The sequence below is a fragment of the Thermosulfurimonas marina genome, from assembly GCF_012317585.1.
GTDB lineage: Bacteria > Desulfobacterota > Thermodesulfobacteria > Thermodesulfobacteriales > Thermodesulfobacteriaceae > Thermosulfurimonas_A > Thermosulfurimonas_A marina.
In genome coordinates this window covers 314827-327087 of sequence record NZ_CP042909.1, presented here as the reverse complement: position 1 = coordinate 327087, position 12261 = coordinate 314827, and the positions used below count along the sequence as shown (strand labels likewise).

The window sequence follows — 12261 nt, the reverse complement described above, 5'->3', positions numbered from 1 at the left end:
AATTGGGTGCGGGGGTGGGATTTGAACCCACGACCTCCGGGTTATGAGCCCGACGAGCTACCAGGCTGCTCTACCCCGCGTCCCGCCCATAAATGTAAAACCCTTCCCCGGAAAGTCAAGCCCCTTAAGTAATTTCCCTTTTTCTGCGCCAGCAGGCCACCCCCAAAAGACCGCTTCCGAAAAGGAAAAGGGCCGAGGGCAAAGGCACCACAGAGGCCTCGGCATAAGCACCCACCTCGCCTTCGAAATACCCCGTCTCTCCGTCGGTGAAAAATAAAGCAGCCACCAGAACCCCATCCTCAGACCAGGAACCGAGCCCATCGAAATCTTTGTCAAGGGAAGCCATGCTATCACTATAGCGTCCAGAGGGGCCTTACCGGCGCTGGCGAAAGAATTCCTTAAGAAGGGCCGCACAGTCTTCGGCCAGTACCCCTTCGGTGATCTCCAGACGGTGGTTGAGGCGGGGGTCGGTGACCAGGCGGTAGAGGCTTACGCAGGCCCCGAAGCGGGGGTCGCGGGCCCCGAAGACCAGGCGGGCCACCCGGGCATAGACCAGGGCCCCGGCGCACATGGGGCAGGGCTCAAGGGTGACATAAAGGGTGGTGCCGAGGAGGCGGTAGTTGCCCAACTTCCGGGCTCCCTCCCGCAGGGCCAGGATCTCCGCATGGGCCGTGGGGTCACAAAGGGCGATGGGCCGATTGTGGGCCCGGGCCAGGATTTCTCCCTCGGCGGAGACCAGGACCGCCCCCACCGGAACTTCTCCTTCCTCGGCCGCCTGCCGGGCCTCGGCTAGGGCCATCTCCATAAAGATCCGGTCTTCCGGTCTCAAGAAAGTCCCCTTGCCAGAAGGGCCAGTCCGAAAAAGACAAGCCCCGGACTGGTCCCCAGATACTCCAGAAAGAGCCTGCGTCCCAAGGGGCGGCGCTGGAGATAGAGAGTAAGCCCTAGAAGATAGGCCCAGAGAGGGAAGAGGACCAGAAGGTTCAGCTCCAGGCCCAGGGCCAAAAACAGATGGACAAAGGCCCCGAGGGCGATAAGGATTTTCAGGAGCCGGAAGGCCCGTTTTTCTCCCAGGAGGGCCGCCAGAGATTCCTTGCCCACGAAGCCGTCTTCAAAGAGGTCCAGAAGATCCAGATAGAGGGCTTGCCAGAAGGCAAGGGGCAGAAGGAGAAGGAGAGGGACCGGGTTTTCCCAGGGAAGACTCAGGATGGCGGCCAGGACCACCCAGTAGGCCGAGATAAAGAGGGTGCGATTTCCCGGAAAGAGGCTCCTCAGCCGGGTGAGACTGTAAAGGGCGGAAAGCCCTCCGAGAAGGGCCAGGGTTACGAAGGTCAAGGGGTCTAACTTCAGGGCCAGAAGGAGGGCCAGGAGGAAACTCCCCACCACCGTCCCTACCAGGACTCTTTCGTGGCGGGCGTAAAAGGCGGCCTTGTAAGGCTGGCACAGGGAGAGAAATCCCCGGGCCCCGAGGAGATTCCAGGTGTGGGCGAAGAAGGTGAGGAGAAAGGCCACCAGGGGCTCTACCGGAAAAAGAGATCTTCCGGTCAGAAGGTCCGCCCCGGCCGTAAGGCCGGCTACAGATAGAAAAAGAGGAATATGGAGATAGAGGGCCAGAAGGAGGACTCTGCGCCAGGGGTTGCGGTAGGCCTTGAGGCGCTCCACCACCCCGTTGATGAGCCAGTTAGGGGTGGAGGCCCCGGCGGAAACACCGAGGCGCCTAAAAGAGGCCAGTTTTTCCAGGGGCAATTCCTCGGGGGTTTCCACCAGGAAGACCTCCCGGCCTTCTTCCCGGGCGATCTGGGCCAGGCGGTTGGTATTGGCACTCCCCCGACCCCCCACCACCACCAGGGCCTCGCAACGGGCGGCGAGCTCCCGGATGCTTTCCTGCCGCACATGGGTGGCATGACAGATGGTGTTGATGACCTGGCCTCCGGGAAAGCGCGAAAGAATCTCCTGGGAGAGGACCTCAAAGACCTCTTCGTCCTGGGTGGTCTGGGAAAGGATTACGTACTTTTCGAGAGGGGGAAGCCTTTCCAGGTCTCCAAAATTGCTCACCACCAGGCCGCGGCCCTCGGTATAGGCCAGGATACCTTTTACTTCGGCATGTTCCTGGTCGCCGATGATGATTACCTGATAGCCTTCCCGGGCGTATTTGCGGGCCAGGGCCTGGACCCGGGCCACCCGAGGACAGGTGCCGTCCACCACTTCAAAACCCTGGCGCAGGAGGTTTTCCTTTTCTTCCGGAGGGACTCCGTGGGCCCGAATGATCACCACTCCTTCGCGGGCCTCCAGATGCTTTCGCAGATCTTCCACCCCCAGTTTTTGGAGAAGCTCCAGGGCTTGGGGATTGTGGATAAGGGGGCCGTAGGTGTAGACCGGCTTTTCCGCGGTCTCTGCGGCCCGGAGGGCCAGGCGCATGGCCCTCCGCACCCCCATACAGAATCCGGCCCGACGGGCGATCTCGATCTTCATAGCCGGGCGACTTCCTCCTCCAGGCGGGCGAGCAGTCCCTTTTCCGCAAAACTGAAGTACCCTTCCCGAGCCAGAATGAGGTGATCCAGAAGCCGGGTCTCCAGGAGACGGCCCGCAAGAAGGAGTCTTCGGGTGAGGGCGATGTCCGCCGAGGAGGGAGAAGGGTCTCCGCTCGGGTGATTGTGGGCCAGAATCAAGGCCGCGGCCCGATGGGCAAAGGCCAGACGGAAGACCTCCCGGGGATAGACCGCGGCCTCGGTGAGGGTTCCCCGGAAGAGTTCCTCCAGGGCCAGTACTCGACTCCGGGCATCGAGAAAGAGGGCCAGCACCACCTCCTGGGGGCGATCGGCCAGTTCGTGGGCCAGATACTCGTAGACCTCGCGGGCCCGGGTGAGACGAGGGCGGGTCTCCAGGCGACGACGGAGATAGCGCCGGGCCACCTCGTGGACGAATTTCAGGGGGAGCACGTTGCGCGGACCCACTCCGGCCACCCGGGTAAGTTCCTCCACCGGGGCCTCGAGCACCTCCGGAAGGGAGCCGAATTGCCGCAAGAGCTCCCGGGCCGTGCCCCGAGTGTCCCGGCGAGGGGTGCCGAAGGCCAGAAGCATCTCCAGGATGTCCTCGTCGGTAAAGGCCGAAAGGCCGTATTCCAGGAAACGCCGCCGCAGGCGCTCCCGGTGCCCGGAGACCTCGCGCCGAAAGACCGCGGTCTTTTCCATTTCCTGCTATTATATACGGCATGCGGGTGCTGGCCATAGAGAGTTCCTGTGACGAGACGGCGGTGGCCCTGGTCTCCTGCGGGCCGGAGGACTTTCGGGTGGAGGCTTCCTTAGTGTCCTCCCAGGTGGAGCTCCACCGGCCCTTCGGGGGGGTGGTGCCGGAGGTGGCCTCCCGCCGCCATCTGGAGGTCCTTTACCCCCTCACGGAAGAGGTCTTTCGGAGACATCGGCCGGAAGAACTGGATCTGGTAGCGGTGACCGCCGGGCCGGGTCTTCCGGGCTCCCTGGTGGTGGGGGTCTCCTTTGCCAAGGCCCTGGCCTATGCCCTGGGAAAGCCGCTGGCCGCTGCGGATCATGTGAAGGCCCACACCCTGGCCATCTTTCTGGAAGAGACCCCGGATTTTCCCTTTCTGAGTCTGGTGGTCTCCGGGGGGCACACCGCCCTTTTTCTGGTAAAGAGCCCTACGGAACACCTCCTCCTGGGCCATACCCGGGATGACGCTGCCGGGGAGGCCTTTGACAAGGTGGCCCGCCTTCTGGGGTTGGGGTATCCCGGAGGGCCGGTGATCAGCCGCCTGGCCGAAAGGGGAGATCCCCGGAAAATAGCCCTTCCCCGGCCCATGCTGGAAAGCCCGGATTTGGATTTCAGTTTCTCGGGACTCAAGACCGCGGTCCTGAACCTGGTCCGTTCCGGAAGATCCTTTGAGACCGCGGATCTTTGCGCTTCCTTCGAGGAGGCGGTCTGCGAAGTCCTGGTGGAAAAGGCCCGACGGGCCTTGAAGGCCCTGGGGCTTTCCACCCTGGTGGTCTCCGGCGGGGTGGCCGCCAACCGTCGCCTGCGGCAGAAATTCCTGGAGATGGGAAAGGAGGAGGGAGTACGGGTCCTTTTTCCCTCCCCGGAATACTGTACGGACAATGCGGCCATGGTGGCGGTGGCCGGATACTTCGCCTATCAAGACTCCGGCCCGGCCGGTCTGGATCTGGACATCCATGCCCGAAGTCTCTTTCCGCGCCTTGAGCTATCCCTCACCTAGGGAAATCCTTTCCGCCTTCGGCCTTTCGGCCCGCAAGTCCCTGGGGCAGCACTTTCTGCGGCGTCCGGAAACCGCTTTGCGCCTGGTGGAGGCGGCCGGAGTCTCCGGGGAAAGACCGGTGGTGGAACTCGGGGCCGGGCTGGGGCTTCTCACCTGGGCCCTGGCCCGGCGTTTCCCCCGGGTCATCGCCTACGAACTCGACGAAAGACTCCTGGCCCTCCTTCCCCGGGTCTACCCCTGGCCCGAAGGGGTGGAATTCCGCAAAGGGGACATCCTGCGCCTGGATTACGCCGCCCTTTTCCGGGAACTCTCCGGGCCCCTCCGGCTCTTCGGAAACCTGCCTTACTATCTTTCAAGCCGCCTTCTTTTCCGCCTCTACCAGGAGGCCCCTCTCTTTGAAGTCTGTGTCTTCATGTTTCAAAAGGAGGTGGTGGATCGCCTGCTGGCCCCTCCCGGAGGCCGGACCTACGGTATCCTTTCGGTACTTACCGCCCTTCTTACCCGGGCCGAAAGACTCCTGGTCCTTCCTCCCGCGGAGTTTTATCCCCCTCCGGAGGTCTCCTCGGCGGTGGTGAAACTGGAATTTTTGGGAAAGGAGGTGCCCTCCGGTCTTTTTCGGCTTCTTAAGGCGGCCTTTGGCCGCCGGCGCAAGAAGCTCCTGCGCAACCTGGAGACCCTCTACCCCCGCGAGAGGATAATCCGGGCCTTTGAGGAACTCGGCCTTTCCGAAAAGGTGCGGGCCGAGGCCGTGGCCCCGGAGATCTTCCTGGAGTTGGCCCTAAGGCTTGAGGCCGGAAAGACGATCCAGTAGCCGGAAGAGGATCCGGCGGGTTTCCTCATAATATTCCGGACGCCCGCGCACCCCTTCGGCCTCCTGCACAAAGGGCCCCGGCGGGGTCAGATCCTCCGGGCAGTATCGGAGGAGATCCTCGGCCCCCTCCGGGGTCATCTCCAAGTGAAACTGCAGGGCCAGCACCCGGTCTTCCCAGAGGAAGGCCTGGTTAAGACAGCCCTCGGAACGGGCCACATGGAGAGAGCCCTCCGGAAGGTCAAAGGTCTCTCCGTGCCAGTGGAAGGCCGGGAAATGCCGCGGGAGACCGTGAAAGAGCGGATGGGCTTCCGCCTCCTCCGTAAGCTCTACCGGGAACCAGCCGATCTCCCGGTAAGGTCCTTTATAGACCCGGGCCCCCAGGGCCTCGGCCAGAAGCTGGGCCCCGAGACAGACCCCGAGGATAGGAAGGCCCCGGGAGAGGGCTTCTTTGATGAAGGACTTTTCCTCCCTGAGCCAGGGGTACTGATCCTCGTCGTGGACGCTCATGGGGCCTCCCATGACCACCAGGAAATCGGGGAGCTCCTCCGGGAGAGGGTCTCCGGCGAAAAACCGGGTGGCCGAAAGGGAAAGGCCCCTCTGGCGGGCCCAGTCAAGGATGGCCCGCGGGGTCTCAAAGGGCACATGCTGAAGATAATGTAACTTCATGGGGAGCCTCCGAGGGTTGTCTGCGGGCATACTTCTGGGCCAGGGCCTTGCGCGCCAGATAGGCCTCGCGCACTATCCGCATGTCCTCTACAAAGTGGGGGAGTTCCTCTAGGGTTAAGGCCTGGGGCCCGTCGCAGAGGGCCTCCTCCGGCCGGGGATGGAACTCCACCAGGATGGCGTTGGCCCCGGAGATGACTCCCTGGGCGGCGATATGGAAGATCTCCTGTAGGCCGTCCGGGGCCTGCTGGCGACGTCCCACGGAGTGGGTGGGATCCACACAGACCGGAAGCCGGGTAAGCCCCTTGACCACCGGCACATGGGCGAAGTCCACCAGGTTGCGGTGGGGATCTCCCAGATTGGTCTTGACCCCGCGCAGACAGAAGATGATCTTGCGATTGCCCTCGCTGGCAATGTATTCGCAGGCGTTGAGGGATTCTTCCAGGGTGATCCCCATTCCCCGCTTATAAAGTACGGGAAACTCCTGCTGGCTCCCTACAGCCTTAAGCAATTCGAAGTTCTGGGCGTTGCGGGTGCCGATCTGGAGCATCACCCCGGTAGGCCGGCCCGCCCGCTCCAGCTCTTCATAAATCTCCTCGATGTGGATCTCTTTGGTGACCTCCATGGCGATCACCCGGATGCCGTATTTTCCGGCCAACTCGAAGAGCCAGGGCAGACACTTTCGGCCGTGGCCCTGAAAGGAATAGGGGTTGGTCCGGGGTTTATAGGCCCCCATGCGGGAGGTGGTGATCCCCACCTGGCGCAGGGCCTGGAACATGGCTTCTACGTTTTCCGGGGTGTCCACTGCGCATAGCCCGGCAAAGATATGGAAGGAATCCTGATCGAAGTAAAGACCGTTGTACTCAAAGCCCAGGGCCTCGAGGTCCTCGCGGTGGCGTCCGATGAGACGATATTTTTTGGAAACCCGGACCACCCTTTCCACCCCGGGCAGAGAGGCTATTTCTTCGTCGGGAATGCGGGAGGTGTCTCCGATGACATAGATCTCCACCACCCGGCGTTCCCGGCCGGTAACTCCGGAAATACGGGTCTGGATACCCTGGTAGTAGTGCAGGGTATCCAGGATGCGGCGGACTTCCGGCCCCGCCGGATCCACCTCGGGTTTGAGAATGACAATCATTGCCCTGGCCCCTCCTTTCAGGCTATATTGCTTTTAAATGGTACTCCTGTGCCGGTGGGCTGTCAAAAAGGGATGGGCCCTGGCCCTGATCCTGGTTGTCCTTTTTCTCGGGACCCCGGGGACTCTTTCGGGGGCGGACCTCACCATCGTGGTGGATCAACCCACCTTTACTCCGGTGGTGGTCCGGGTGCCCGGATTACCCGGAGCCCCGGAGCTCACCCCCCTCCTGCGGGAAGATCTTGAGGCCCATCTGGTCTTCCGGGTTCTCACCGAGCCTCCCCTTCCCGGGACCCATCTTCAGGAATACCTCGTTACGGGGAAGGTCCTTTCTTCGGGACCTCTTTTCAAGCTTTACTTGGAACTTCAGGACCTCTTTTCCGAAAAGATCCTTTTGAGGAAGGTCTTTTCCGGTTCTCCCTCCGCGGCCCCCTACATGGTGCACCGCTTTGTGGATCTGGCGGTAAAGGAGATGGCCGGCTTTCCGGGAGTGGCTTCCACCTGGGTGGCCTTTGTGCGCCGGACCCCTTCCGGAGACGAACTCTGTCTTAAGGATTTTTCGGGAAAGAGGGTGCGGGTGCTTCTTAAGGCCCCCATCATCCTTTCGCCCAGATTTTCCCCGGAGGGTCGGCGCCTGGCCTTTGTGGCCTACAGACAGGGACACCCGGAGATCCGGATCCTGGATCTGGCCACCGGAAAGATCCGCACCGTGGCCGCCTTTCCGGGACTCAATGCCTCTCCGGTGTGGTCTCCTGACGGCCGGCACCTGGTGGCCACCCTCAGCAAGGACGGCAATCCGGACCTCTATCTCCTGGATCTTTCCGGGAGGATCCTCCGGCGCCTTACCTTTGGCCAGGGGGTGAATACCGGGGGGAGTTTCTCCCCGGATGGCCGCTATCTGGCCTTTGTCTCCGACCGCACAGGCTCCCCCCAGATCTATCTTTACGATTTCGAGACCGGGGGCACCCGCCGTCTCACCTATGAGGGGCGCTACAATGTAGCTCCCCGCTGGTCGCCGCGGGGGGATCGTCTGGTCTTTGCCGGTCAGCGTCAGGGGCGGTTCCTTCTCTTTACCGTGGACCCGGAGGGTGGGAGACCGCTGGCCATAAGCGGGGAGGGCTCCTATGAGGCCCCGGCGGTGGCCCCTAACGGCTATTTCGTGCTCGCTCGGGGAAAGGGCCCGGAAGGGGAGGGCCTCTACCTCTTTCTCATCAACGGGGCGGCCCGGAGGCTCTATCTTCCGGGCCCCATCTTGGAGGCCACCTGGGGGCCCTGGCCTCAGTGAATGAGTTTTCCGAAGCGGCTCCACCGGATGTGGTAGGTCCGGGGGTCCCAGGAAAAATAGATGATCATGGCCTTGCCCTTTACATCCTTGAGGGGAACGAAACCCCAGAAGCGGCTGTCGTAGCTTTCATCCCGATTGTCTCCCATAACAAAAATGTGTCCGGGAGGGACGCGTACCGGACCGAAGTTGTCCCGGCAGAGGGTCCCGGATACGGCAAAGGGGTTTTCTACGCATTCGGGGACCAGGGGGTAGATGCGGGGATCGATGTGCTGTACATAGGGTTCTACCAGGGGTCTTCCGTTTACATAAACCCTCTTGTTCCGAATAGTGATGACATCTCCGGGAAGGCCGATGACCCGCTTGATAAAGTCCATGTGGTGATTTTGGGGATAGACGAAGACCACCACCTCCCCCCTTCGGGGGGGTCGACCGTGGTAGAGGACCCTCTTTCCGGAGTAGGGGATCCGAATTCCGTAAACTATCTTGTTGACCAGAAGGTGATCTCCCACCAGAAGGGTGGGGATCATAGACCCGGAGGGGATCTTGTAGGCCTGCACGAAGAAGGTGCGCACAAAAAGGGCCAGCACCAGAGCGATGAGGATACTCTTCACCCAATCCCAGACCTTCTCCCAGGTTTCGGTGGACATAGGACCTCCTTTTTTTAGATCTTGAGGACCGCCAGAAAGGCCTCTTGGGGAATTTCCACCTGTCCCAGGGCCTTCATGCGCTTTTTGCCTTCTTTCTGCTTTTCAAGCAGCTTTTTCTTACGGGTCACATCCCCTCCGTAGCACTTGGCCAGCACATCCTTGCGCAGGGGAGGTATGCGCTCCCGGGCCACAATCTTCGAACCGATGGCTGCCTGAATCACCACTTCGAAAAGCTGCCGGGGAATGACCTCCTTGAGGCGGGAGACCAGTTCCCGGCCGCGATAATAGGCCTTTTCCCGGTGGACGATTACCGAGAGGGCATCCACCGGCTGTTTATTGATGAGGATATCCATCTTGACCAGGTCCCCGGGTCGATAATCCAGAAATTGATAGTCTAGAGAGGCATACCCTCGGGAGACGGACTTCAGGCGGTCGAAGAAGTCCAGAACCACTTCCGCAAAGGGGAGTTCGTAGACGATGAGGACCCTTTCCGGGGTGAGGTACCGGATCTCCTTCTGGATCCCCCTTTTTTCTTCACAAAGGGTAAGGATGGGCCCAATGTATTCCTTGGGGGTATAAATTTCGGCCCGGATGTAGGGTTCCTTGACCCTCAGGATCTTTCCGGGATCCGGCCATTCAGCAGGGTTTTCGATCTCTATCTCCCGTCCGCCGGTAAGTTCGATCCGGTAACGCACCGAAGGAGCGGTGGTAATAAGGTTAAGGCCGAACTCCCGCTCCAGTCGTTCCTGGACGATCTCCATGTGCAGAAGCCCCTGGAAACCGCACCGGAAGCCGAATCCTAGGGCGGCCGAGGTTTCCGGCTCGTAAGAGAAGGCCGGATCGTTCAGCCAGAGCTTTTCGATGGCCTCCCGCAGGTCCTCGTAATCATCGCTTATTACCGGAAAGATCCCGGCAAAGACCATGGGCTTGATCTCCCGAAAGCCCGGAAGAGGCTCCACCCGGGCCTCGGCTTCGGTGACCGTGTCGCCGATACGGGTCTCCCGCACCTCTTTGATGCCGGCGGCAAAAAAGCCCACCTCTCCAGCATAAAGGACATCCACCGAGGTAGGATGCGGGGTAAAGACCCCCACCTTGGTGACCTCGTAAGTCTTTCCGGTGGAAAGAAGGCGAATCCGCTGGCCCACATGAATCTTCCCCTCCACCACCCGGATGAGGACCACCACTCCCAGGTAGGGATCGTACCAGGAATCAAAGATCAGGGCCCGGAGGGGGGCCTGGCGTTCTCCCCGGGGAGGGGGGATCTTCTTGACGATGGCCTCGAGGATCTCCTCCGTCCCGATCCCCAGCTTGGCACTGGCTAAAATGGCTTCGCTCGCCTCTAGCCCGAGGATTTCTTCGATCTCCCGGCGGACCCTCTCTGGGTCGGCCTGCGGAAGATCGATCTTGTTGAGGACCGGGATGATCTCCAGATCGTTTTCCAGGGCCAGGTAGACATTGGCCAGGGTCTGGGCCTCCACCCCCTGAGAGGCATCTACCACCAGCAGGGCCCCCTCACAGGCCGAAAGGGCCCGGGAGACCTCGTAGGAGAAGTCCACGTGCCCCGGGGTATCGATGAGGTTTAGCTGATAGAGTTCACCGTCTTTGGCCCGGTAGTAAAGGCGCACGGCCTGGGCCTTGATGGTGATCCCCCGCTCCCTCTCGAGATCCAGCTTGTCCAGGAACTGTTCGCGCATTTCCCTTTCGGAGACCGCCCCCGTGGCCTCGAGTAGACGATCAGCCAGCGTGGACTTTCCGTGGTCCACGTGGGCAATGATAGAAAAGTTACGTATGCGCTCCTGAGGAAAGGCCTTCATCGCTACGAGACACCTCCTTGCCGGCGCTCATAAAGGTAAAAATAAAATCCCAGCTTGACAAGGAGATTTTTTTTTGAGATAAGAACTCATACGAGGTTAGAGAGATGGATTTCTTGCAGCGGATATTTAAAAGGCCCGGCTTTTTAGGATTGGATATAGGTAGTTATTCTCTCAAGTTGGCGGAGGCTTATCAGAAAGGCTCACAGATTGTCATTAGCAATTTCGGTCAAATAAGATTACCCTCCGGAGCGGTCACTGCCGGAATTGTCAAGGACGAGGAGGCCTTCCTAGAGGCTTTCAACACCTTATACATGCATCTTAAGCCTCGATCTTCTTTTCTTAATCTAGGTTTGTATGCCTATACCGTCTTTTACGATCGCATACCGGTTGGGTTTACGGAAGGAGAAGACTTTAATCAGGCCGTCCTTTCCGAGATCGAAAGTTTCATTCCTTTTAATATAGATGACATCTACTATGACTATGTCCCTCTTTTACAAAAAGAAGAGAATAACATTGAAATAATTTTTGCTACAGTTCAAAAAGAGTATGTTGATAAACTTATGGAACTGTTTGCCAAACTAAAAGTAGAATTGAATGCTATAGATGTAGATATCTTTGCTCTTTCTAACTTGTGGGAATATTTATATGGCCCGGGCAAACGACTTATTTTAGATATAGGATACGGCCGCTCTTTGGCGGTCTTTTTGGATGAAAATGGTCCTCTTTTTTCTCGAGAAATAGATCTGGGTACTTCTAAGATCATCCGTAACATTGTGCAAGAGTTAGAAGTGAGCTGGGAGGAAGGGGAGAAGCTTCATCTGCAGATCCCTGAGGGAGAAGCCGGTTATACTATTCGCGAAATTTATTCCGAATTTTTTAGAAATCTTCTTGAGGAAATAGAAAACAGTCTTAATATTTTTAAGGCCAAGTATTATTTTTCTCCTGAAGAAGTCTATGTAATAGGAGGAGGGTCTTTAATTCCGGGATTAGAGGAATTTCTTGCCGAAAATTTGAAATTTAACTTTCGTTCTTTTTCTTTGCAGGATAAATTGTCTTTTTCTAAAGATTTCGATCCGGAGTATATTGACTATATAAACAAGGCCGGAGTTTTGGCTGTAGCCCAAGCTATTAGAGAGTTTTTGGTATGATTATTAAAATAAATTTTTTACCTAAAGAAAAGAAAAAGCCTTTCCTTGTTTTAGATTGGGGTAAAATTTATATTTTTTCTTTGGTTGTTGTTTTGTTAAGCATAGTTTTTTCTTTTTTGTGGTTGCATCGCCAGGTGCAAAATTTAGAAGCTCGTCAAATTCGTCTTCAACAAGAAAAAAAGAAATACGCCTTGATTATTGCTAAAATAAATGAACTTAAAAAGAAAGAATCTGAATTAAGCCAGATAATAACTACGGTTTTAAAGCTCAACAAGAAAAGAGGAGAGAATTTAAAAGTTTTTGATGAGGTGATGCTTTCTTTACCTCAAGAAAAGATGTATTTAACTAAGTTTTCCCTGAAAGATCGTAAAGTTTTCTTGCAAGGCTTTTCTTTAGATTATGATAGTGTGGCCCGATTTTTGACAAATTTAAAAAGGCGAAAAATCTTTTCTCAGGTTAATCTGAATTATGCTAAGAAAAAGAAAGTTCAGGATTACGAACTGGTAGAATTCAGTATAAATTTGGGTTACTAA

13 protein-coding genes and 1 tRNA gene are annotated in these 12261 nt (G+C 57.8%); 5 read left to right on the top strand and 9 right to left on the bottom strand.

Translation table 11 applies throughout. The features are described from left to right. Positions 1-3: 3 nt before the first annotated feature. The 5 genes from FVE67_RS01685 to radC all read right to left on the bottom strand — a co-directional run bounded on the left by FVE67_RS01685 (position 4) and on the right by radC (position 3191). Positions 4-80 (bottom strand) — tRNA-Met (locus FVE67_RS01685). Positions 81-124: 44 nt separating this feature from the next. After that, complete coding sequence (locus FVE67_RS01680; protein WP_168718944.1) at positions 125-346, bottom strand: PEP-CTERM sorting domain-containing protein; 222 nt, start codon at positions 344-346, stop codon at positions 125-127. A gap of 27 nt (positions 347-373) precedes the next feature. Further along, positions 374-829, bottom strand: a complete 456-nt coding sequence (gene tadA, locus FVE67_RS01675; RefSeq protein ID WP_246167910.1) for a tRNA adenosine(34) deaminase TadA — start codon at positions 827-829, stop codon at positions 374-376. After that, entirely contained in the window at positions 826-2472 is a 1647-nt protein-coding gene (ispH, locus tag FVE67_RS09220) for a 4-hydroxy-3-methylbut-2-enyl diphosphate reductase (RefSeq protein ID WP_210534627.1), read from the bottom strand. Before ispH ends, tadA begins: the two co-directional genes overlap by 4 nt. Next, entirely contained in the window at positions 2469-3191 is a 723-nt protein-coding gene (radC, locus tag FVE67_RS01665; RefSeq protein WP_168718943.1) for a RadC family protein, read from the bottom strand. The genes ispH and radC overlap by 4 nt, the downstream gene beginning before the upstream one ends. Before the next feature lie 20 nt (positions 3192-3211). Between radC and tsaD the strand changes: the two genes are divergently transcribed. Together tsaD and rsmA are read left to right on the top strand one after the other, a co-directional pair. Then, positions 3212-4225: a tRNA (adenosine(37)-N6)-threonylcarbamoyltransferase complex transferase subunit TsaD gene (gene tsaD, locus FVE67_RS01660; RefSeq protein WP_168718942.1), complete on the top strand. Its 1014-nt coding sequence runs from the start codon at positions 3212-3214 to the stop codon at positions 4223-4225. After that, complete coding sequence (rsmA, locus tag FVE67_RS01655) at positions 4182-5036, top strand: 16S rRNA (adenine(1518)-N(6)/adenine(1519)-N(6))-dimethyltransferase RsmA (RefSeq protein ID WP_168718941.1); 855 nt, start codon at positions 4182-4184, stop codon at positions 5034-5036. Before tsaD ends, rsmA begins: the two co-directional genes overlap by 44 nt. Here the strand turns inward: rsmA and FVE67_RS01650 are convergent. Together FVE67_RS01650 and FVE67_RS01645 are read right to left on the bottom strand one after the other, a co-directional pair. Further along, positions 5004-5702, bottom strand: coding sequence for a type 1 glutamine amidotransferase (locus FVE67_RS01650; RefSeq protein ID WP_168718940.1), 699 nt, complete (start codon positions 5700-5702; stop codon positions 5004-5006). The genes rsmA and FVE67_RS01650 overlap by 33 nt on opposite strands. Then, the gene (locus tag FVE67_RS01645; RefSeq protein ID WP_168718939.1) at positions 5668-6837 is read right to left on the bottom strand and encodes a 3-deoxy-7-phosphoheptulonate synthase; all 1170 of its coding nucleotides are present in this window, start codon (positions 6835-6837) and stop codon (positions 5668-5670) included. Before FVE67_RS01645 ends, FVE67_RS01650 begins: the two co-directional genes overlap by 35 nt. Before the next feature lie 37 nt (positions 6838-6874). On the opposite strand from FVE67_RS01645, the gene FVE67_RS01640 reads away from it, so the two are divergent. Next, complete coding sequence (locus FVE67_RS01640) at positions 6875-8119, top strand: PD40 domain-containing protein (RefSeq protein WP_168718938.1); 1245 nt, start codon at positions 6875-6877, stop codon at positions 8117-8119. On the opposite strand, the gene lepB is transcribed toward FVE67_RS01640, so the two are convergent. Both lepB and lepA read right to left on the bottom strand, forming a co-directional pair. Then, positions 8113-8766, bottom strand: a complete 654-nt coding sequence (lepB, locus tag FVE67_RS01635) for a signal peptidase I (RefSeq protein ID WP_168718937.1) — start codon at positions 8764-8766, stop codon at positions 8113-8115. The genes FVE67_RS01640 and lepB overlap by 7 nt on opposite strands. A 14-nt stretch (positions 8767-8780) precedes the next feature. Continuing rightward, positions 8781-10580, bottom strand: a complete 1800-nt coding sequence (gene lepA, locus FVE67_RS01630; RefSeq protein WP_168718936.1) for a translation elongation factor 4 — start codon at positions 10578-10580, stop codon at positions 8781-8783. A 104-nt stretch (positions 10581-10684) separates the two neighbouring features. On the opposite strand from lepA, the gene pilM reads away from it, so the two are divergent. After that, positions 10685-11728 carry a pilus assembly protein PilM gene (pilM, locus tag FVE67_RS01625; RefSeq protein ID WP_168718935.1) on the top strand — a complete coding sequence of 348 codons (1044 nt, stop codon included), beginning with the start codon at positions 10685-10687 and terminating at the stop codon, positions 11726-11728. Beyond that, positions 11725-12261: a PilN domain-containing protein gene (locus FVE67_RS01620; RefSeq protein ID WP_168718934.1), complete on the top strand. Its 537-nt coding sequence runs from the start codon at positions 11725-11727 to the stop codon at positions 12259-12261. The genes pilM and FVE67_RS01620 overlap by 4 nt, the downstream gene beginning before the upstream one ends.

What these genes read in the sequence shown, in the direction of transcription:
- FVE67_RS01640 (WP_168718938.1), top strand. Translation starts at nt 6,875, where the DNA reads ATGGTACTCCTGTGCCGGTGGGCTGTCAAAAAGGGATGGGCCCTGGCC.
- rsmA (WP_168718941.1), top strand. Translation starts at nt 4,182, where the DNA reads ATGCCCGAAGTCTCTTTCCGCGCCTTGAGCTATCCCTCACCTAGGGAA.
- FVE67_RS01680 (WP_168718944.1), bottom strand. Translation starts at nt 346, where the DNA reads ATGGCTTCCCTTGACAAAGATTTCGATGGGCTCGGTTCCTGGTCTGAG.
- tsaD (WP_168718942.1), top strand. Translation starts at nt 3,212, where the DNA reads ATGCGGGTGCTGGCCATAGAGAGTTCCTGTGACGAGACGGCGGTGGCC.
- ispH (WP_210534627.1), bottom strand. Translation starts at nt 2,472, where the DNA reads ATGAAGATCGAGATCGCCCGTCGGGCCGGATTCTGTATGGGGGTGCGG.
- FVE67_RS01650 (WP_168718940.1), bottom strand. Translation starts at nt 5,702, where the DNA reads ATGAAGTTACATTATCTTCAGCATGTGCCCTTTGAGACCCCGCGGGCC.
- lepA (WP_168718936.1), bottom strand. Translation starts at nt 10,580, where the DNA reads ATGAAGGCCTTTCCTCAGGAGCGCATACGTAACTTTTCTATCATTGCC.
- pilM (WP_168718935.1), top strand. Translation starts at nt 10,685, where the DNA reads ATGGATTTCTTGCAGCGGATATTTAAAAGGCCCGGCTTTTTAGGATTG.
- FVE67_RS01620 (WP_168718934.1), top strand. Translation starts at nt 11,725, where the DNA reads ATGATTATTAAAATAAATTTTTTACCTAAAGAAAAGAAAAAGCCTTTC.
- radC (WP_168718943.1), bottom strand. Translation starts at nt 3,191, where the DNA reads ATGGAAAAGACCGCGGTCTTTCGGCGCGAGGTCTCCGGGCACCGGGAG.
- lepB (WP_168718937.1), bottom strand. Translation starts at nt 8,766, where the DNA reads ATGTCCACCGAAACCTGGGAGAAGGTCTGGGATTGGGTGAAGAGTATC.
- FVE67_RS01645 (WP_168718939.1), bottom strand. Translation starts at nt 6,837, where the DNA reads ATGATTGTCATTCTCAAACCCGAGGTGGATCCGGCGGGGCCGGAAGTC.